This window comes from Mesorhizobium sp. ESP7-2, assembly GCF_020164715.1.
GTDB lineage: Bacteria > Pseudomonadota > Alphaproteobacteria > Rhizobiales > Rhizobiaceae > Mesorhizobium.
On the sequence record NZ_JAIUGQ010000024.1, the window covers coordinates 1 to 18,917 of the forward strand.

General features: G+C 60.6%; 18 protein-coding genes. 11 read left to right on the forward strand and 7 right to left on the reverse strand.

The genetic code is table 11. The features are described from left to right. Positions 1 to 247 precede the first annotated feature (247 nt). Positions 248 to 1,285 (reverse strand): LacI family DNA-binding transcriptional regulator, encoded by a 1,038-nt coding sequence (locus tag LB543_RS21255; protein ID WP_140764655.1) that lies wholly within the window; start codon positions 1,283 to 1,285, stop codon positions 248 to 250. A gap of 284 nt (positions 1,286 to 1,569) precedes the next feature. On the opposite strand from LB543_RS21255, the gene LB543_RS21260 reads away from it, so the two are divergent. From LB543_RS21260 to LB543_RS21290, 7 genes are all read left to right on the forward strand, one after another. After that, entirely contained in the window at positions 1,570 to 2,589 is a 1,020-nt protein-coding gene (locus LB543_RS21260; protein WP_224615440.1) for a sterol desaturase family protein, read from the forward strand. Positions 2,590 to 2,684: 95 nt separating this feature from the next. Next, complete coding sequence (locus LB543_RS21265; protein WP_224615441.1) at positions 2,685 to 3,662, forward strand: sugar ABC transporter substrate-binding protein; 978 nt, start codon at positions 2,685 to 2,687, stop codon at positions 3,660 to 3,662. Positions 3,663 to 3,830: 168 nt separating this feature from the next. Further along, complete coding sequence (locus LB543_RS21270; protein ID WP_224592942.1) at positions 3,831 to 4,832, forward strand: ABC transporter permease; 1,002 nt, start codon at positions 3,831 to 3,833, stop codon at positions 4,830 to 4,832. Then, positions 4,832 to 5,629 carry an ATP-binding cassette domain-containing protein gene (locus tag LB543_RS21275; RefSeq protein ID WP_224592850.1) on the forward strand — a complete coding sequence of 266 codons (798 nt, stop codon included), beginning with the start codon at positions 4,832 to 4,834 and terminating at the stop codon, positions 5,627 to 5,629. Before LB543_RS21270 ends, LB543_RS21275 begins: the two co-directional genes overlap by 1 nt. 131 nt (positions 5,630 to 5,760) lie before the next feature. Further along, positions 5,761 to 6,072, forward strand: coding sequence for a MocE family 2Fe-2S type ferredoxin (locus LB543_RS21280; RefSeq protein ID WP_140764643.1), 312 nt, complete (start codon positions 5,761 to 5,763; stop codon positions 6,070 to 6,072). Between the two features lies 1 nt (position 6,073). Next, positions 6,074 to 6,856 (forward strand): hydroxypyruvate isomerase family protein, encoded by a 783-nt coding sequence (locus tag LB543_RS21285; RefSeq protein WP_140813482.1) that lies wholly within the window; start codon positions 6,074 to 6,076, stop codon positions 6,854 to 6,856. A 9-nt stretch (positions 6,857 to 6,865) separates the two neighbouring features. Further along, entirely contained in the window at positions 6,866 to 7,678 is an 813-nt protein-coding gene (locus tag LB543_RS21290; RefSeq protein WP_224592853.1) for a 3-methyl-2-oxobutanoate hydroxymethyltransferase, read from the forward strand. A 532-nt stretch (positions 7,679 to 8,210) separates the two neighbouring features. Here the strand turns inward: LB543_RS21290 and LB543_RS21295 are convergent. The 3 genes from LB543_RS21295 to LB543_RS21305 all read right to left on the reverse strand — a co-directional run bounded on the left by LB543_RS21295 (position 8,211) and on the right by LB543_RS21305 (position 12,081). Next, positions 8,211 to 8,846, reverse strand: a complete 636-nt coding sequence (locus LB543_RS21295; RefSeq protein ID WP_224615442.1) for a Crp/Fnr family transcriptional regulator — start codon at positions 8,844 to 8,846, stop codon at positions 8,211 to 8,213. A 223-nt stretch (positions 8,847 to 9,069) separates the two neighbouring features. Continuing rightward, positions 9,070 to 9,351 carry a hypothetical protein gene (locus tag LB543_RS21300; protein ID WP_140764631.1) on the reverse strand — a complete coding sequence of 94 codons (282 nt, stop codon included), beginning with the start codon at positions 9,349 to 9,351 and terminating at the stop codon, positions 9,070 to 9,072. Positions 9,352 to 9,780: 429 nt separating this feature from the next. Further along, the gene (locus LB543_RS21305) at positions 9,781 to 12,081 is read right to left on the reverse strand and encodes a mannose-1-phosphate guanylyltransferase/mannose-6-phosphate isomerase (RefSeq protein WP_140764628.1); all 2,301 of its coding nucleotides are present in this window, start codon (positions 12,079 to 12,081) and stop codon (positions 9,781 to 9,783) included. Between the two features lie 134 nt (positions 12,082 to 12,215). On the opposite strand from LB543_RS21305, the gene LB543_RS21310 reads away from it, so the two are divergent. The 4 genes from LB543_RS21310 (at position 12,216) to LB543_RS21325 (ending at position 15,990) form a co-directional block, all read left to right on the forward strand. Further along, complete coding sequence (locus LB543_RS21310; protein ID WP_140764625.1) at positions 12,216 to 12,428, forward strand: hypothetical protein; 213 nt, start codon at positions 12,216 to 12,218, stop codon at positions 12,426 to 12,428. Between the two features lie 247 nt (positions 12,429 to 12,675). Beyond that, complete coding sequence (locus tag LB543_RS21315) at positions 12,676 to 12,999, forward strand: hypothetical protein (protein WP_224615443.1); 324 nt, start codon at positions 12,676 to 12,678, stop codon at positions 12,997 to 12,999. 174 nt (positions 13,000 to 13,173) lie between these two features. Next, entirely contained in the window at positions 13,174 to 15,030 is a 1,857-nt protein-coding gene (locus LB543_RS21320) for a GumC family protein (protein ID WP_224615444.1), read from the forward strand. 156 nt (positions 15,031 to 15,186) lie between these two features. Continuing rightward, positions 15,187 to 15,990 (forward strand): sugar transferase, encoded by an 804-nt coding sequence (locus LB543_RS21325; RefSeq protein WP_318012992.1) that lies wholly within the window; start codon positions 15,187 to 15,189, stop codon positions 15,988 to 15,990. A 12-nt stretch (positions 15,991 to 16,002) separates the two neighbouring features. Here the strand turns inward: LB543_RS21325 and LB543_RS21330 are convergent, their stop codons facing one another. The 3 genes from LB543_RS21330 to LB543_RS21340 all read right to left on the reverse strand — a co-directional run bounded on the left by LB543_RS21330 (position 16,003) and on the right by LB543_RS21340 (position 18,750). Further along, the gene (locus LB543_RS21330; protein WP_140764613.1) at positions 16,003 to 16,233 is read right to left on the reverse strand and encodes a hypothetical protein; all 231 of its coding nucleotides are present in this window, start codon (positions 16,231 to 16,233) and stop codon (positions 16,003 to 16,005) included. A 319-nt stretch (positions 16,234 to 16,552) separates the two neighbouring features. Beyond that, on the reverse strand, positions 16,553 to 17,863 hold the full coding sequence (locus LB543_RS21335; RefSeq protein ID WP_140764610.1) for a polysaccharide biosynthesis/export family protein: 1,311 nt from the start codon (positions 17,861 to 17,863) through the stop codon (positions 16,553 to 16,555). Between the two features lie 14 nt (positions 17,864 to 17,877). Further along, complete coding sequence (locus LB543_RS21340) at positions 17,878 to 18,750, reverse strand: glycosyltransferase family 2 protein (RefSeq protein WP_224615445.1); 873 nt, start codon at positions 18,748 to 18,750, stop codon at positions 17,878 to 17,880. Between the last annotated feature and the right edge of the window lie 167 nt (positions 18,751 to 18,917).

Consider the following 18,917-nt stretch of genomic DNA (forward strand, 5'->3'; position numbering starts at 1 on the left):
TAGACATCGACTGTAGCCCGCGGGTTCCTGCATGAGAGGCTTTCGTACGCCTGACGGCACCCGAAACCCTTCCCAATGTCGGCCGTTTTCCGGCGTGTTGGACTTTGTCCAAGAGCGGACGTCCGTGGAAAGCTATGCGTCGATGCCAGAAATGTCGTGCCCCATCTCGCCCCTGATGAGGATAGGCTCAGCGTTTGTTGTCGGAACCTCCATATGAATCTCCTAACGCTGTGCTGTAATCTTTGCTCTAAATATTCTCCCGCGTGTATATCTCGAACGGCAAGATGGCGGTCAAATTGCCACCATCGTTCGGGGCGGCAACGGCGCGGACCATACCGGTCAGCGCTTCGAGCGCGATTCGGGCGAGCGGGTGCGAGATGATGAAGGTCAGCGTGCCGTCAAGCAGCGCCGGGCGGGTCGACTCCATCAACTCGTAGCCGACGACGACGATGCTGCCGGCGCGGCCGGTGGAGCGCAGGGCCGCGATAGTCCCGGTGATGCCACCACCGGCGACATAGAGGCCGGACAGATCCGGATTTTCGTTCAGTAGCTTCTCGGTCATCTCCTGTGCGATGGCGCTCGATTCGAAGGTCAGCAGCGGCTCCAGCAGCGTGAAATCAGGGGCGTGCTCGCGGAAATAGGAGCGGAAGCCGCTCTCGTTCATTTCCTGGCAGCGATAGCGGTGATTGCCGACAAGGATGCCGAGCTTGCCGGGCGCCCTGCAGACATGCTCGAACACCCAGGCTGCGGTGCGGCCGACCTTCCAGCCGTCTAGTCCGACGTAATGAACCTGACCCGTCGCCGATATCTGCGAGATCAGCGCAAACACCGGAACGTTGCGGGCCTGCAGCGCATCGACCGCCTGGGTGACAAGCGGATGGACGGCGGCGACGACGCCGACGGCGTCGCATTCGGCGCCGAGCGCCAGCAGGCGCGCTCCGACATTCTGCGGCGACAGGTCGTCGAGAAACTCGATTCGCAGCTCTATCTCGCAGTCGGGCATGGTCGGCGCCACCGCGCGCAGCGCCTCGGCGATGTTGCGGTAGAAGGCGCGGCCGGGCTGGTGCAGCAGGAAGCCAAAGCGGTAGTGCGGCCGGGCGGCCGCTATGCGGCTGCGCAGCGCGCCCATTCCGTAGAAGCCGATCTGCTCCGCCGCCAGCCTGACGCGCTCGCGCGTGCCTTGGCGGACGGCGCCGATGCCGCTCAGCACCCGGTTGACGGTGGCCACCGAAACATTCGCCTCGGCGGCCACATCCCTGATCGTCGGCCGCTTGTTCTGATCCATTTCGTCTCATCCGCCTGTAGTAATTGATATGAAGATATCATTTATCGTGCCAGATTGATATGAATGACACAATCAGTTTGGAACAAAAATTCTATTCTTGATTCATTTTGGATCAAGATGTTTATCTCGTCAAAAGCAAGCAAGGCGGGCGCACCGCCAGCCTAGGGATAGCAGCAGCACAGCGCATACGGGTTTGGCCCATCGCTCTCAGGCGGTGTGAGGCAGCGCGCGCGTGCGGCCCGTCCCAAGGCGTTGCAGGTGCGGCATTGCGGGTGGAGGATTGCATGGACGATCTCAAATACGGCGTGCGCGACAAGCGCGGCGACTGGAAGCCGAACGGACGCATCGAGGGAGCGCCGTTGTGGAACTGGCCGCCCGGGCTGCCGAAGATCCTGGCGTGGCTGCCCGGCTATATCTGGCCGTGGAATGCTTTCCACATGGCCACGGCGCTGCTCTACTGGTTCTATATCGTCCCGAGCGTCGAGACGATGAAGACGATCAGCTGGGGCTGGGCGCTGTGGCTCTACGCCGTCAACGCGGCAGCGATCCTCGTCTTCTACGGCATCTTCGAGCTGCGCTACTACATCAAGCGAACCCAGGCGACGCGGTTCAAGTACAACCACAAATTCCCTGCCGACGCGCCCTCCGACGTGTTCTGGTTCCAGAGCCAGAACCTCGACAACTTCCTGCGCTCGTTCTTCATCACCATTCCGCTATGGACGGTGGTCGAAGTCGTCTTCCTGTGGTGCTTTGCCAATGGCTACGTGCCGTGGGTTGGCTGGCAAGATCACCCGGTCTACCTCGCCGCACTTGTGCTGGTCGCACCGGCCATCCACGAGGTGCATTTCTTCTTCATCCACCGCCTGATCCACTGGGCCCCGCTCTATCGCTGGATCCATTCGGTCCACCACAACTCGATCAACCCGTCGCCGTGGTCATCGCTGTCGATGCATCCGGTGGAGGGGTTCCTCTATCACGCGGTCGCCTTCTGGCATCTGGTCATCCCGTCCAATCCGATTGTCGCGCTGTTCCAGCTGCATATCGCCGGCTTCGGTGCGGTCAACGGCCATCTCGGCTTCGATAAGCTGGAGGTAACCGAGGACACAGCGGTCGAGAGCCACGCTTACGCACACTACCTGCATCACAAATATTTCGAGGTGAACTACGGCGGTGACGGGCTGATCCCGCTCGATCGATGGTTCGGCACTTGGCACGACGGCACCAAGCAAGGCGACGCCATGATGGACGCCCGCTTCCAGAAAAAGAAGGAACGTATGAACGCCAAGGCCGGGGCGAACCATTGATCAAGCGACGCAACGCGCAACGGGAGAGGTGCGCGCCTGCGGATGAATTCGATTTTTTCTAAACCGTCTGACGACGGCAACCGGGAGGAAATGAAATGAAAACGATCACGAAAATGACGGCGATCATGCTTGCGGGCGTGGCGGCGATATCGTCCACGGCAGCCATGGCCGATGGCGCGAAGATATTCGTCATCGGCGGTAAGGCGGACGACCCGTTCTGGTCGAAGGTCAAGAAGGGCGCCGACGACGCCGGCAAGGTCGCCGAACTGACCGGCGGCTCGGTGACCTGGCTCGGTCCGCAGAACTACGACAATCTCGGTCCGGACGCGGCCAAGCTGATCCGCACCGCGCTCAGCCAGAAGCCGAGCGCCATTGTCGGCCCTGACTGGGTGCCGGAGGCCATGGACGATGCTTTCAAGGAAGTCGTTGCGGCAGGCGTGCCGCTCATCATCTACAATTCCGGCGGCATGGACGCGGCCAAGCGGCTCGGTGCCATGAACTATGTCGGCAATGAAGAATACGCCGCTGGCCTGGGCGGCGGCACCTATTACGGCAGCCATGGTTCCAAGAACGTGCTGTGCGTCAACACTTTGCCGGGCGCCACCAACACCGAAGACCGCTGCAAGGGCATTGCCGACGCCATCGCCAAGAGCGGCGGCAAATCGAGCCAGTTGCCGCTGCCGTCGTCGAGCTTCGGCAACCCGACAGCAGTCGCAGAGGCGATCAAGGCCGCCGTGCTGAAGGACAACACCATCGACGGTGTCATCACCATCAGCGCCGGCGACGCCAACAGTGCCGCCAACGCCATCAGCCAGGCCAATGCCGGCGAAAAGGTCAAGCTGGCTTCGTTCGACATGGATGAGACCGGCCTGCAGCGCATCAAGGCTGGCACGCAGATGTTCGCTGTCGACCAGCAGCCTTATCTGCAGGGCTTTCTCGCGGTGTCGCTGCTGAACGGCTTCGTCAATTATGGGCTCGACCTGCCGACCAAGCCGGTGCTGACCGGGCCGGGGATCGTGGACGCCGCCAATGTCGATGCGACGATGGCTGGTGCCGCGGCCGGCGCTCGCTAGCTTCTGCAGACAGAATGTCCGGCCCATCCGCGGGCCGGACATCATCTGCCACGCGCCGCCGACTACTGGCAGCGCCAGGCTCCCATTGTTCAAGCCAGGGACATTTCGATGACATCCCAAGCCCATGACCAACTCGCCGCGGCAGCCACCGCGCCCCCGCAATCTTCGATGCCCTCGATCGGCAGTCTCGTGCGCCGGCCCGAGGTCGGTTCGCTGATCGGCATGATTGCCGTTCTGGTGTTCTTCTCGATCTTCGGCGGTGCCAATTTCATGTCGGCCGGAGGTGCCGCGAGCTGGCTCAACGTCGCCTCGGAACTCGGCATCATCGCGCTTCCCATCGGGTTGCTGATGATCGCCGGGCACCTCGATCTCTCCGTCGGCTCGATGGTCCCCGCCAGTTCGATGACCATTGCCATCCTGTCGGGCCACTACGACCTGCCGATCATCGTCGGCATCCTCGCCGCGCTTGGCCTTGGGCTCGCCGTCGGCTTCATCAACGGCGTGCTGGTGATCCGCACCAAGGTGCCGTCCTTCGTCGTTACGCTCGCCACGCTGTTCGCATTGGCTGGCCTGACGCTCGGCCTCTCGGTCATCCTGTCCGGCAGCACCAGCGTCGCGCTGAAGAGCGGGCCGACCGCCAAGCTGCTGTTCGGCGACTATCTCGGCGGCAAGTTCGAGGTGACGCTGTTCTGGTGGATCGCCGCCATCCTCATCGTCGGCTTCATCCTGAACTTCTCGCGCTTCGGCAACTGGATCCTGGCCATGGGCGGCGACGCGGTGAGCGCCCGCAATGCCGGCATCCCGACCGACCGGGTGACCATCGCGCTCTTCATGAGCAGCGGCCTGTGCGCCTCCTTCGTCGGCATGTCGCAGGCCATCCTCTACAACAGTGCCCAGGTGGCCGCCGGCCAGTCCTTCATCTTCAACTCGATCATCGCGGTGGTCATCGGTGGCGTGCTGCTCACCGGCGGCTACGGATCGGTGGTCGGCATCGTTTTGGGCACACTGACCTTCGCCATCGTCAATCAGGGCATTTTCTACACCGGCTTCGACGCCAACTGGGCAAGCCTGATCATCGGCGTCCTGCTGCTGGCGGCCGTGCTGATGAACAACACTTTCCGCACCATGGCGTTGACCTACGCGCCGCGCACCAAACCGAGGGCACGCTGATGACCACGCCCCTGCTCAGGCTGACTGGGATCAACAAGTCGTTCGGCCCGATCGACGTGCTCCATGACATTTCGCTCGAGGTCAACAGAGGCGAGGTGCTGTGCCTGCTCGGCGACAATGGTGCCGGCAAGTCGACGCTGATCAAGATCCTCTCCGGTGTCCACAAGCCCACGTCGGGTACGATGGAGATGGACGGCAAATCCGTGGCCTTCGATAGCCCCCGCGACGCCGGTGACCATGGCATCGCCACCGTCCACCAGTTCGGCGGGACATTCCCGCTGATGAGCATCGGCCGCTCCTTCTTCGTCGGCGCCGAGCCGACGCGGCGCTGGGGGCCGCTGACCATCTACGACCGGAAACGGGCCAACGAGATCGCCGTCACCGAGATGCGCCAGCTCGGCATCACCCGCATCGACGACGGCGACCGCCTCGTCGGCGGACTGTCCGGTGGCGAACGCCAGGCGCTGGCCATCGCGCGCGCCGTCCACTTCGGCGCCAGCGTGCTGATCCTCGACGAGCCGACCGCGGCACTCGGTGTCAAGGAGGCGGCGCACGTGCTGCGCATCGTCCTGCAAGCGCGCCGCAAGGGCATCGCGGTCATCTTCATCACCCACAATGTCGTCCACGCGCTGACCGTCGGCGACCACTTCGCCGTCCTCATCAGAGGTTCCAAGGCCGCCGACTTCCGCAAGGGTGAGAAAAGCCGCGAGGCCATTACCGACCTGATGGCCGGCGGCGAGCAGATGGCTGAACTCGAAGCCGAGATCGAGAGGTTCTCCGCAGCTGATGTCGGGTAAGCGCCGCGCGGCACGAGCAATGCGTGACCAGTGAAGACGCCCCTCCTTCCTCCCGGGCATCTTCCTGTGCGGCCGGCGGAATTCTGCCGGCCGCATTTTCGACCAACCAAAGAACAGACGGCAGAGTGACAATGGCAAAATGGATTGATGCGTGCGCGACCGATGACATCGATGAAGAGGACGTCATCCGCTTCGATCACGAGGCCCGGACATTCGCCATCTACCGCAGCCCCGACGATGCATTCTTCTGCACCGACGGGCTGTGCACGCATGAGAAGGTGCATCTCAGCGACGGGCTGGTTATGGAGCACAGGATCGAATGCCCGAAGCACAGCGGCGTGTTCGATTACCGGACCGGCGAAGCGCTACGCGCACCGGTCTGCGTGAACCTGAAAACCTACGCCACGAAGGTCGAGGACGGCCGCGTGTACATCGAGGTCTGACATGTCCGATACTTTTACACTGGCGGCTTGTGTCGAAATGCTGTGGCGCGACAAGCCGATGGAATGGCGCGTGCGGCGCCTCACCGAAATGGGTTTTCAGGTCGGCCTCTGGAACTGGCCCGAGCACGATCTCGCAATGCTGGAAAGATCCGGCGCGACTTTCTCGATCATGAACGGTTATCTGCGCGGCCGGCTGGCCGATGACGAAGGTGCTGCCGAACTGTTGAAGACGGCGAAGGAGACCGCGGCGGTCGGCAAACGCCTCGGCGTCGCGCGGCTCAATCTGCACGGCACCGGGCTGGGTGATGGCGGTCTGCCAGTCACGCCGTGCGAGATCGTCACCGGCGCCATGTGGCTCAAGGCGCGCGACACGCTGAACCGCATTGCCGACCTTGCCGAGACGGAAGGCGTGACCTTCACGCTGGAGAATCTGAACCTGCCGGTCGACCATCCCGGCGTGCCGTTCGGGCGCGCTGAGGACACACTGGCGCTGGTCTCGAGCGTCAACCGTTCGGGGCTCCGCCTCAATCTCGACCTCTATCACGCGCAAATCGGCGAAGGGAACCTGATCGAGCTGTGCCGCGCCTGCCTACCTTGGATCGGCGAGGTCCAGGTGGCCGATGTGCCCGGACGCATGGAGCCCGGCACCGGCGAGATCAATTACCGGGGTATCGCCCGTGCGCTGAAGGACATGGGCTATCGCGGACCGGTGGGCATGGAGGCATTCGCCTCCGGCAATCCCGAGGCGGCGCTGCAAGCCTTCCGCGAAGCTTTCACGATCTGAGGGAACAAAATGGTCACCAAGAGCACCCGGCCCACCGTCGCCGACATCCGCGCCATGAAGGGCCGCGGACAAAAGATTTCCATGCTGTATGTCACCTCGCTCGACGAGGCGGCAGCGGCGGATGCGGCCGGCGTCGACATGCTTTCGATCGAGGGCCGATTCTTCTCGCCTGAGATGCGCGAGGCGGCGGGCCGCTGCTTCGTACAGGTCGGGCTGCCTTACGGGCCATCCGGCAATCTGGTCACGGCGGAGGACTATCTGAAAACCGCCTACCACTTTATGCGCATCGGCGGCGACTGCTTCTACTGTGCCGCCTCGCTCGATATCCAGAAGACGCTCTGCGACAACGCCGTGCCTGTCGTTGCCCATGTTGGCCTGATCCCCTCGCAATGCACTTGGACCGGCGGTTTCAAGGCTGTCGGCAGGACGGCCGAGAGCGCGCGTGCGGTGTGGGACCACGTCAAACGCCTTGAAGCCATTCGCTGCTTCGGCGCCGAACTGGAAGTGGTGCCAGACCGCATTGCCGAACTGATTACGAAGAGCACACCGATGATCATGCTTGGGATGGGCGCCGGACCGCATGCCGACGCGCAGTATCTGTTCAGCGAGGACGTGCTCGGCCACACATCAGGCCACAAGCCGCGCCATGCAAAGACCTACCGCAACTTCGCCGCCGAGTATGAGCGGCTGCAGCACGAGCGCATCGCCGCCTATCGCGAGTTCATCTCCGACGTCCAGACCGGCGCCTATCCCGAGCCACAGCACGTGGTTCAGATCACTGATGACGAGTTCTCCACCTTCAGGACCGCTCTCAGGCTTTAGGAAGCCAAGATACTCAACAGGCCGCGAGATTCTCTTGAAGGTCAGCTATCTCCGCTACGGACACAAAGGCGGACAATCTGGTGTACGGATCAAAGCTCGTTTCAAACGGTCTGTCGTATATCGAAGTTCTAGCATGCCGTCCTTCAGGCTCTGCGTCCTCGTTCAAAATTGTAGGACTGCCCTAAAAGCAAGGGCAAGCCCGACTTGGATGGCTGGGCTCTCCAAATCGGTCTGAACAGCGAGTCCGCAATGCTCGGTTTGCACTCGATCCCTTCCGTTCCCGGCGATGGTGGTCGTCCGATAGGATTAATTGCGCTCTCGCTAACATAAGATATACCAATCCTTGCGGGAGGCCCCCCGACCGCGATGGCCGGTGCGGTCCACGTCCCCAAAACCCCAAAACCGCCCCGGCCATTCCAGCGTTGTGTCCCATCCGGGGATTAAGCGTTTCGCCCCAGCCGTGCACTGGGACGGCAATGCCCTCCTCGCTCAGGACCGCATTTCGATGCCAAGTCGCTCCTACACCCAGATGTCAACTGTCGATATAGCTGCGCTCGAAACCCGCATATTCCGTCATGCCTCGTAGGTCGAGCACGCGAACACGGCCTTGCCGGAATTCGAGAAATTTTCGCTCACGCAGTTCGCGCAGCATCCTGTTGACATGAATCGGAGTGAGGCCAAGGGCGTCCGCGAGATCGTACTGGGTCAACGGGCATTCATAGCTATCGCGGGTAACGGAGCCTATGAGTTCCAGGCGCGTTCTCAATTCGAGGAACAGATGTGCGGTCCGCGCCAAGGCACTGCGTCGACCAACATTGGTGAGATGTTCAGCGATGACGGCACCGTTGTGCCCAAGAGCCTCGACGATCAGGGAGAAAAGATGGGGGGATTTCATGGCTGTGAGCGTAAATGTCTTGGTTGAGGCTACCAAGACGTTCAGGTCGGTTTGAGCAACAAACGTTTCAAGCGCGCCACCCCCGTTCGACCGGGACATGACGAGATCGCCTCTCAGGGCAAAATCCAGGATCTGTCGCTGCCCCCCTGCAAGTTCGTGCGACAGGCAACCCCACCCCGACTCGACGATGAATACGCGGTCATTGTCCTCACCCTGGCTGAAAATGACCGTCCCAGGTGGATAACGCTTCGGTGTGAACCCCAGCGTCTTCATGAGCGCCGAATCTTCGTCGGCAAGCCTGATATACGATGACCGCTTTTCGTTCCCGCCCAAAGACTGTGAAGCGTACAACATTTATAACCCCGCCCGATGTCTTCACTTTCTATCCCCTCGGATCGAATGTACATCAAAATTTGGCGTGATGGGTACTTGTGCGACGTCGCCACAGCTACGCAGCATGGGAAAGCAAAGAGTCGTACGGTCGCAACCGCAGCAGCTAGCTTTTATTTCTTGTGAAATTTTCTTGCATGGACTCGACTATTTCCGCGGCGATGAAGCTGCTGCGATTGTCCACTTGGCCGGCGGCATTTCGCAAGGTCCTTGATGCGTCCTTGAGCAACCCTCTTATCTGTCTTGCCGACAACAATTCCGATGCCTCAAGTTCAAGCAGCACCGATTCACTCACGTGCAACGCGGCAAGGGCAACAGCTCGAGGCCTGGTGGCAAGCAGTTTCAAGAGATCACTGGTGGGCCTAGTACGCGATTTCTTTTTTGCCATAATATGCTTCTCAACTGTCCGGACAAGACGGGTGTTTAGACACACAATCACCTTGCTTTCAGCGATTTAGTCGCTATCCGCGGCGGCAACGAAATTGGAAAAGCTCAATCTCGGCGTCCCTTTAGACCTATTTTTAAGCATGCTATCCCGGTTCCGAGCGACGACACAGAGGCAAGCATACCGAATTAGCCGTAGCTTGCCCCTCCACCTTGGGACACCACGATGCCGCCATCACCGCAGACGTCGCATTGGAGAACGGTCGACAAGTCTTCTCTCGTAGAAACCCATGGTCACTTACCCAGCTGACGGGTCGCCGCTTGCCGACCGCGACGGGTCTCGTCACCTTTGATCGGACGGGCACGTCCATCGCTCGCCTGCCACGGTGTCGAATGCTTCCGGACCCCAGCCGGATGAATAGTGTGGTGAAGTTTAGCCTAAAGCCCGCGCGGGGACAGTCTTGCCCAGGTCCAAAGCTGGTATCGGGAAAGGTTCGACCTGACCTTCGGTCTTGTCCAAATACTGCATCAACGCGGTCACCAAGTGGTAGAAGATACTGGCGGGAACCTCCGTGGCCTGTGACCTTCCGCGCTCGTCAATCCTGTCGATCCACAAGCCAAGGGGGGCGGGATCGATATGCCATCGAAAGAGACGGGCGACACGGGCTTCTATCTCTGGTTTCAAATCAGGCCCGCCTATGCCGTCCAGGGCGATGGCTGCCTTGATGGCCTCGCATTGCGGCCAGCTGCGGGAGAGCCGGTCGATGGGCATTCCCTGCCGCGACACAGCCGCGTAAGCCAGACCCGTCGCCCGATTCAATCCGCTGGCGATCGCCGACGAATAGAGCTTCCGTGCATAACTTGCCAAGTCCTTTTGTCCGCTTTTTTTAGCGAAATCGATGAGGAGCGAGGCCCATTCGAAATGGTGGCCGGGTTCGGTCGACAGGCCTTTTTCGCCAGGCAGAGGTAGCCAGTCGACGTCGAAATTTTCTCCTACCGTCCAGCTTTCCTGATCGAAGAAATGGCATCTGAAGAGATCAACCACGCGAGCCGCCCGGCGCAGATAGGTGCGGTCGCCAGTGACGGCATGCCATGCAAGGAAAGCCTCCAGCATGTGCATGTGCGGGTTCGAAAACCGCATCCCGTTGGAGCCGGAGGTTTCCAGAAAGCCGTTCAGACGGTCGTCTTCGAGATGGGCGTCGAGGAAATGAAATGTCTCTTGTGCCAGTCGCAAGGCGTCCCGATGGCCGCATCGATGAGCATGGCAAAGTGCCAGGAGTACGCAGGAATGATCGTACGCGTCCTCCGCAGGGTCAGCCACGCTGCCATTGACATTAAGGGTGCGCACCCAGCCGCCACGGGTTGTGCGGCCATGTTTGGCAATGAAGTCTATGCCATGGGCGATCAGCTTGTCGGCCGGTCCGGCCCAACCGCGTTCCTTGGCTACCGCGAAGGCGTAGATCTGGCGAGCCATGGTGCGCATGCGCTTGGACTTGCCCAGCGGCCTTGTGTCGAAACCGAGAGCCTCGTGAAAGCCGCCGTATACATCATCGACCCCTGCGGTGGACCAAAGCGGCAGGGTTTCATTGAAGAGCCAATGTTCGACGCGCTTGCGCCACGAACCGCTGATGATGACTCGGTCTTCCGATGGCGTGTACTTCGTCTCAAGCCGCCCACTTTTTTCCAACTGCTCGACGACCTTCTTCACGTTCTGGCTGTGGCTGACAGGGGCGACGAACACCGCGTCCGGTGTCGCCACTACCGCCACCCCCTTCATTCCGATGACGGTCAGCAGCCTGCCTTGGCTTCTAAGGTAGGAGCTGTCGCAGTCCATGGCGACGATGTCGCCCATGACGACATTGCCGTTGCCGTCCGTCGGGCTGGCTTCGAGCAGCGATTGCCACGATCCAAGGTCGTCCCAGCGGAAGGAAGCCGTAACCATGGCAATATCGCGTGCATGCTCCATGACGGCATAGTCGATCGAGGTGGAGGGGACGGCCGAGTACAAGCCCTGGGGGAGACAGATACCTGAGAGGTCCGTGCGTGCAGTCTTGTGGGCCCGGTCTGCAGTTTCCCAGATGTCCGGTTGGAAATCGAGAAATGCCCGCCGCATGGTGTCGGCACGAAACAGGAAAATGCCGGCGTTCCAGTAGAATCGTCCTGACGCCAGGTATTCGAGCGCTGTCTCGGCATTCGGCTTTTCGACGAAGCACGAAACCGCAGCCACGCGATCGTCATTTGCGGCAACCTCGATGTAGCCGTATCCAGTTTCCGGATGCGTCGGCTTGATGCCGAAGACGACGATGCTCCCTGCAACGGCGGCAGGAACGCCCGACTCGACGGTCTCCCAGAATTGCGCGTCGGTCGATATCTGATGGTCGGAGGGAACCACGAGCACAAGCGCATCGCTGCCATGTTCCGAGATCGTCTGCAGGGTGGCTATGGCGACGGCCGCGGCGGTATTGCGACCGACAGGCTCGAAGATCGGTTTACCGCCGTTCAGGCCGAGCGAAGCAATGTCTGAGATAACGCGATCGGCATGTCGTTCGGAAGCGATCAGGTAGATCGGTGTCTGACTGTCGGGCCGCGCCTTGAGCCGTCGGACGGTCTTTGCGAGCATTGAGCCGTCGCCCGAAAGGTCGTGGAATTGCTTGGGATTGTCTTCGCGCGAAAGCGGCCACAGGCGCGAGCCCACGCCCCCGCTCATGACAAAACAAACCAGCTGGGATGCCATACTCGAGCCCCTTCTCAAGAAATCTCTGGCTGCAGGCTCCGACCTACGGATCTTGGCGCAGCGGCAGGTCGAGAGCACTGAACATCCGCCGGCGCCTTTTGGACGGAGCAGCGCACCAGAGCCGGACGTTCGGCTTGTCCGATGACGCCGTCACCGTGGCCACCGGCAAGGAGATGGCAGCGGCGGCGGGAAGCAGGCAGACAGCGAAGATGCCTTGCCGACGTCCTGGACGCAAGCCGCCCAGGATCAGCCCGGCGATTGGGCGCCATCTTGGCGGCGATGAGATGGTTGCCGAAGTCGCGTCCACTGCCGTCCATCGCGGCGGCCAGCCCGACACCGCCGCGTGACGCAATTGACTTTGTTAAGGACACGTTCCGCTCCGAAATCGCACTCCGACATGAAGGAGGGTCTTAGCATGCCGTAGGGCGCCGGCCTCGTCAGGAATTCGGGCAGTCCTGACGCCCAGACACGCACCCCTCATCCAATAGGAGATGCCAGTCGACCGCCGAAAGGATGCCTCGTCCAGGCGAGAGTGTTTTGTATTCTGGAACATGCGTTCCATTCGGGCGCTCACGTCAAGGATTGAGCCGCATAATGCCGTTTCCCGCATTGAGGTCCCCACCGCGCGAAGATGTCGATGAAAGGCGCCTTGGCCGGCTGGTCCGCCTTCTTCAGGCCATGCAAGTCGAAATCGAGAGGGAAACGCAACTCCATCTATCAGAAGCGGACTGCGCCGCGTTTTCGGTGCAGGCGCTCGACAACGGCGAAAACCTAGAAATCATTTCCGCGAGGATCGACACGCTCACAAATAAGGTGATGTTGAATCACACACGGCAGGCCTCGCTGCAGCGGCAGCTGTCATTTTTGCGCAGGACTCAAGCGGAATTGCAGCGCCTTCTTCCCTCCCATAGGACGTAGTCGCATACGCCAATTGGCGGCGTTTACCTTCCGCACCGCCGGGTTAGTCTTTCGCGGCAACCTGGGATCGCGGGGCCGCAGCTTTCCATGCAGACATCGGCCGGACACCATGCTTCGCCTGCGTCAGGATGGCGCGTGTGCCGGAGTTTCCCGCACGCCTGCAGGAGAAGTTGAATGGACCGCATGTTGCCTCATCAATGGCCTGCGACAACGAACAAGCAGGGTGGCATCAGCCAGGAGTTTATTGGCTTCGCTGATATAACCGGATTTTCTCGGCGTTACTTCGGAACGATCATTGCCTGCCTTGGCGCTGCGCTCTTGGTAGCGTGGTTCTACAACTCGACCACCGACCCGGTCTTTACCGCCAGTGCGCAGATCCTGATCGAGCCGAAAGTGCCCCAACATCTACAGGAGGGCGGAGAAGTAAACCTGTCATTGGACACCGCACAGGTGGAGAGCCAGATCGCGGTGATGCAGTCGGAAAAGATCGCTGCGATGGTCATCGAGCAGCTGAAACTCGTCGAAGATCCTAAGTTCAATCGTCCACACGCGCCGATTTTGCCGGAGGCATTCAGAAAGATAAAAATGGTCCTGGCTGATGCTTTGGGCGCCCAGAAAAGCGCCAGGCTGACGTCGCTGTGGGAGTATTTCGGCTTGGGCATGCCAGAACCCCCCACATCACTGACCGACTATCAAAAATTCCGGCACACAATGTCGAGTTTCCGCGACGGCCTCGATATACGCAGGGTCGGTGTTTCCTACGCGATTGACATTTCCTTCACGTCCGTCGATCCCGAGGGCGCATCCAATATTGCCAACGCCACGGCCGACGCCTTCGTGCATGAACAGATCGAAACCAAAGCCGACGCGGCAAGGGAAGGCGGCGCGTGGCTCGAGAAGCGTCTTCAGCAGCTTCGCGCGCAAATGAACGCGGCCATGGCGAAGGCTCAGGAATTCCGTTCTCGGCACGACTACAGCGTCGGCAACGAGTCGCAAAATGAAGATGCCAATACCGCGGATGGCGTCAACGCCGTGCCGACGCTCGAAGAGCTCGAGGTGACTGCCGAAACCTATCAGAAGATGTACGAAAGCTTCCTCCAGGCCTACACCAACTCGGTGAGCCAGCAATCGTATCCGGTGGCCGACGCGAGGGTGATCACGGCCGCGACAGCGCCGCTTTATCCGAGCGCTCCAAGGCCGAAACTGATCCTTGCCTTCGCCGCGATTGCGGGGCTCATTGTCGGCATCGGGATTTCGTTTGTGAGGCACACGCTCGACTGGACTGTCAGGTCGCCGCGGCACATCAGGGAGAACCTGGGTATCGAGTGCGTCGGAGAGTTGCCTTTGACGAGCAAGCGAATGGAATCCGGCCACGTTGACGAGGTCAAGAGACATCCTTACTCACGATACAGCCAGTGCCTCAGGAAGGCACGGGCCGAGATCAGCCTTGCGGAAACCAACCATCAGGTCAAATTCCTCGGGTTGACCGCCGTGTCCAACGGCAGTCCCAAGAGTTCCGTGGCCAGCAATCTCGCCACGCTGTACTCGATGTCCGGTCTGAAGACGCTGGTGATCGACGCCGATGTCCGGCGATCGGTGACCACCATCCGGCTGCTCGGCCGTTCAGTTGCCTACGACAGACTGTGCCAGGACCCGATCCGGCTCAGCATCGTGCGCGCACCAGGCCGGTCGTTCGACCTGCTTCGCAGTTCCGTGGTGGAGGGCACCGACCTGTTGATGCCCCGCAATATGGAGGCGTTCCTCTCGGAGGTTACCGCTTTTGCTCTCGCCGATCACGAACTTGGCGCCTACGACGTTGTCATCGTAGACCTGCCCACACTGGCCTCGGGAGCCGACGAACTGATTGTCGGGTCCGTTCTGGACGGTGTCGTCATCGTTGCAGAATGGGGCAAGACGCATTCCGAAACGCTGCGGGACCTTGTCCGAGCGTTGCAGGCCAGCAGGGCGCATGTGCTTGGAGTCCTTCTGGCGAACGCTCGGGCGATGACATCCAAACATCGCACGACATGAAAAGGGTAGATGCGAAGTCGTCGAAAGCCTGGAAGACGTTCAGGATCATCCCTTGGCATTAGGGGTTGGTGTGGGGCGCGTACCGCTACCTCCTTTGCCTTTCTTGCCGACCCTCCCCGAGATTGGGAAAGTGTCAAAGTCAAACAACTCGAAACAATGATCGTCATGACAAACGCCTTCGAGAAGCAGTCACATCTCGCACCCCCGATTTGGGACCAGCCATCCGTTCCGGTGGCAGTCGACAACCGACCGGTCCTGCATGTTGTTTCCGCTCCCGACCACGACAGTGGCGGGGTGTTGTTGATCGACTCGTCGCCCATCATCAGGGCAGGCTCGATGAATCCTCCCGTGGGAGGTCTTCTGAAGCGAATTCTGGATTTGATCATAGCAGTCACGGCGCTTGTCATGGCAGCGCCGGTAATGATTGCTGTTGCCCTGCTCATCAGGACCACGACAGGGGGCTCGGCGGTGTTCCCGCACAGCCGGATCGGCTTCGGCGGAAGACCGTTCAACTGCTATAAGTTCCGTTCGATGGTCGGCAATTCGGAAGCCGTTTTGAAAGCCTGCCTCGAATCCAATCCCGACATCAAAATGGAGTGGGAAAAGACCCACAAGATCAGGAACGACCCGCGCGTGACGTTCCTCGGGCGAATGCTCCGAAGGTCAAGCCTCGATGAACTCCCCCAACTCTATAACATTATCCGCGGCGACATGAGTTGCGTGGGGCCGAGGCCCGTCGTGAAGGAAGAACTCGAGCTTTACGGCGACCACGTGGCGGACTATCTCCGCGCCAGGCCGGGACTGACCGGTCTTTGGCAGGTGAGCGGAAGAAGCAGCGTGGACTATGCCACACGCGTGGCGCTGGACAGCCAGTATGTTCGGAACTGGTCTGTCTGGTCCGACATCGTGATCCTGTTCAGGACCGTCTTCGCGGTGATGCGCTTCGACAGGACCTCCTAACGTCCTCACGCGTCACTCTGTGGTTCGCCTCCAGCGGACGGACAGAAACACGCCGATGATGTACGCGCCTGCCAACACGAATGCCAGGATAAGGAATTTGAGGACGCTCACATGGCCGGGAAATCCAAAGCCGTTCCAGGCCAAGCTTCCAATGGCAAGCAGGGCGGTCGCCGCGAGCAGGGCGGGAACCTTGAACCGCAGGCCTATCAGAGCGCCCGCAGCCGCCAGGGCGATTAGTGTCATGAGCACCGACATCTCCAGTGGCAGGACGGATCAACTCACTGCGGCACAAGGTTCCGTCCGGGGCCTGAGGGCCCATGTTGCTCACTGATATGCGGCCTCAAAGAGCAAGGCAAGTGCTCCGAGCATTGCGTAGACGGTCGGGTTGAGCGTCGAACCCTGCTTCATCTTCCTGATCTTTCCTGAATGGTTCGGCTAGCCGCGGTTTTCCGCGCCCGGGCCAAGTCGATCATGCGTAGGCGATCGAGAGCGTCACAGGATCTGACGCGGTGGGGATCGATCAGCCAACTACCTCAGTTGCCCTGGCGGATCGCGGGCTTGTTCAATTGATGCCCTGAACCGGGACCGTCTCGGCCTGAAGGCTCCCGCCTGCAGGTATGCTAGCCAAACCTGAGTCCGGCGCCGGGATCTCGACCTTCACTGTGTCGCCGGGGTTGACTGCTGTGGTTTCCTCGGCGGGAAGTTCGGCTGTGCTGCTATCCGTCGTCCTGACGATCTTGAAGATTGGCTTGGCACTTTCGGCGCGTTGCCTCAGAGCGAGCAGGGCAGGGACTGCAATCTCGGTTTCGTGCAGCAACTGCACCGCGGTATCGGCCTTGCTGGTGACTTCGTTAAGCTGCAGCTGGGTTTCGCGCAAGCTTTCAGCGACTTCGCTGGCGTGCCGGTTGCTGATGTCGAGAATCTCGATGTCCGTCTTGCTGATCTCCTGCCTCACGCGCAAGAGTGAGGTCTCGGCAGCGAGCCTGTCCCCTTGCATCTGCGCGACTGTCCCCTCAAGCGATAGCTCGCGTGGTGCAACGGCCAGTCCCTTCTCGACAAGCGTCGAAACACTCGCGAGTTCCTTCTGGACAAGCTCAATCTGTTTGTCGTGGAACGTCAGTTGCTGTCCCAGCGAGTCCAGTTCCTTTTCCAGGAATTCCCTGAGTTCATGGAGCGAACGCAGTTGTGTCGTCAGCGCGTCCTTGCGGATCGCAAAGATCTTGCGCTCCTGGTCCATTGTCGATGCAACGGTTTGGTTGGAGACCCTGTCGTTCAATTCGGCAGGAAAAGAGATCTCCTCGCTGCCGGCCAGTTCGGCTTCAAGGCGCGCCTTGCGGGCAAGAAGGCTGACATTGTTCAGCGCTAGTAATCCCACGTCGCCCTGGCCTGAGATGACTTCCCGCCCGAGCCGCGATATGTCGTCCTGGCGTATCGGCAAGCCGCCCGCGATCCCCACCGCCTGCAGCACGGTCAGTCCGGGCCGATAAGGAAACTCACCGGGCTGCTTGACGTTGCCGACGATGTAGAAAGGTCTGTACTGCACGATTTCTACAGCGACATCGGGCTGGCGGCCGAGCCCCATGTTCCGCATCAAGCGATCGCCGATGGCCCTGGCGAGGTCGCCGGGAGCGGTGCCCTGCGCGCGTATCTGGCCGACAAACGGAAGGAAGAGCGTGCCGTCGGCACCGACGACGAAAGCGTCGTTGAGAGCCGTCCATTCAAAAATCACATCACGTGACGCGCGCCATTCATAAACCTTGAGCCTGACCTTATCTTGGGGCCCGAGGAGATACTCGGCAGCCACCGAGGGCAAGGCGCCGGCGACCACCGCGGCGAGTGAGGCAGACGCGATCGTCAAGACCCATTTGCGCATTGTCTTCCCCTTCGTCAGATTCTCAAGATGTACTCGGGTTCGATTCGTCCAATCGCGACGTGCAGGATGGCGAGCAGGTTGCCCCTGAGCCTGCCCCTACGGTCGACATAGGGCTCGGGCCAAAGGCTCTTTGCCAGATTGGCCGCAATATTCCTGAGCATCAGGGGAAGCGCGAAAGATGCCGGCACGGACCCCTTCCTGATCAGATAGATCGCATTCGCAACCTGGGAGTAGCCGAATCGCTCTCCGCTGACGCGACCTGTCTTGATGCCCAGATGGACCCCCCTGATCGAGGTTACGCAGACCACGCGACCTTTCGATCTCAGTTGGCTGGTGAAGTCGATGTCCTCCTGCCAGCCATAGAGGACGAGGCGCTCGTCGAAACGCAAATCGCCTACAAGCGAGGAACGGACGGACATGTTACATCCGTATGCGCCCACATGGTCGATTGCCGAAGGTCCGGCACTGCTGGTGCCCTCTGCTGCCTGCAGCGCGGCTTCGGCATCTTCCCAGGTCAGGCCAGCATTGGCAGCCCCGTCCTTGATGACCCTGCCCATCACCACCGCCCATTCGTGATTGGTGATGAAGGCTTCTTCGATTTGTTTCAGGTATTCGGCCGATGGGACGAAATCGTCGTCGAAGAACGTGATGATGTCGAAACGCGCGAGCGACGGCGCGAGAGCCGTGTTCCGCTGCGCGGTCAGCCCCCTCGGTCCGAAAACACACGATACAGGAAAGGGGCAACTGGCTGGTAATTCAATATGCGTGGCGTCGGGCGCGGACAATATGACTTCGTCGGGAAGTCTGTTCTGGCTGCCCAAATAGCCGAGCAGGCGCGCGACCTGTGCGCTGCGGCCTAGGGTTGGGATAATCACTGCCAGTCTCATGCCAGGTCCATGTTTCGGTGCCCGTCGACCCTAGAACGGCGAACACACCTGGACAGCCTGCATAAAAGGTTAGGGACGAGTCCGGGTTACCTCGCAGCACAGGCTTTTGGCGTATTCCGGGCGGACGCGCCCCAACCAAAAGTACTAGGCCGTCCAGCGCCCGCAGC

What these genes read in the sequence shown, in the direction of transcription:
- LB543_RS21255 (WP_140764655.1), bottom strand. Translation starts at nt 1,285, where the DNA reads ATGGATCAGAACAAGCGGCCGACGATCAGGGATGTGGCCGCCGAGGCG.
- LB543_RS21260 (WP_224615440.1), top strand. Translation starts at nt 1,570, where the DNA reads ATGGACGATCTCAAATACGGCGTGCGCGACAAGCGCGGCGACTGGAAG.
- LB543_RS21265 (WP_224615441.1), top strand. Translation starts at nt 2,685, where the DNA reads ATGAAAACGATCACGAAAATGACGGCGATCATGCTTGCGGGCGTGGCG.
- LB543_RS21270 (WP_224592942.1), top strand. Translation starts at nt 3,831, where the DNA reads ATGCCCTCGATCGGCAGTCTCGTGCGCCGGCCCGAGGTCGGTTCGCTG.
- LB543_RS21275 (WP_224592850.1), top strand. Translation starts at nt 4,832, where the DNA reads ATGACCACGCCCCTGCTCAGGCTGACTGGGATCAACAAGTCGTTCGGC.
- LB543_RS21280 (WP_140764643.1), top strand. Translation starts at nt 5,761, where the DNA reads ATGGCAAAATGGATTGATGCGTGCGCGACCGATGACATCGATGAAGAG.
- LB543_RS21285 (WP_140813482.1), top strand. Translation starts at nt 6,074, where the DNA reads ATGTCCGATACTTTTACACTGGCGGCTTGTGTCGAAATGCTGTGGCGC.
- LB543_RS21290 (WP_224592853.1), top strand. Translation starts at nt 6,866, where the DNA reads ATGGTCACCAAGAGCACCCGGCCCACCGTCGCCGACATCCGCGCCATG.
- LB543_RS21295 (WP_224615442.1), bottom strand. Translation starts at nt 8,846, where the DNA reads ATGAAGACGCTGGGGTTCACACCGAAGCGTTATCCACCTGGGACGGTC.
- LB543_RS21300 (WP_140764631.1), bottom strand. Translation starts at nt 9,351, where the DNA reads ATGGCAAAAAAGAAATCGCGTACTAGGCCCACCAGTGATCTCTTGAAA.
- LB543_RS21305 (WP_140764628.1), bottom strand. Translation starts at nt 12,081, where the DNA reads ATGGCATCCCAGCTGGTTTGTTTTGTCATGAGCGGGGGCGTGGGCTCG.
- LB543_RS21315 (WP_224615443.1), top strand. Translation starts at nt 12,676, where the DNA reads ATGCCGTTTCCCGCATTGAGGTCCCCACCGCGCGAAGATGTCGATGAA.
- LB543_RS21320 (WP_224615444.1), top strand. Translation starts at nt 13,174, where the DNA reads ATGGACCGCATGTTGCCTCATCAATGGCCTGCGACAACGAACAAGCAG.
- LB543_RS21325 (WP_318012992.1), top strand. Translation starts at nt 15,187, where the DNA reads ATGATCGTCATGACAAACGCCTTCGAGAAGCAGTCACATCTCGCACCC.
- LB543_RS21330 (WP_140764613.1), bottom strand. Translation starts at nt 16,233, where the DNA reads ATGACACTAATCGCCCTGGCGGCTGCGGGCGCTCTGATAGGCCTGCGG.
- LB543_RS21335 (WP_140764610.1), bottom strand. Translation starts at nt 17,863, where the DNA reads ATGCGCAAATGGGTCTTGACGATCGCGTCTGCCTCACTCGCCGCGGTG.
- LB543_RS21340 (WP_224615445.1), bottom strand. Translation starts at nt 18,750, where the DNA reads ATGAGACTGGCAGTGATTATCCCAACCCTAGGCCGCAGCGCACAGGTC.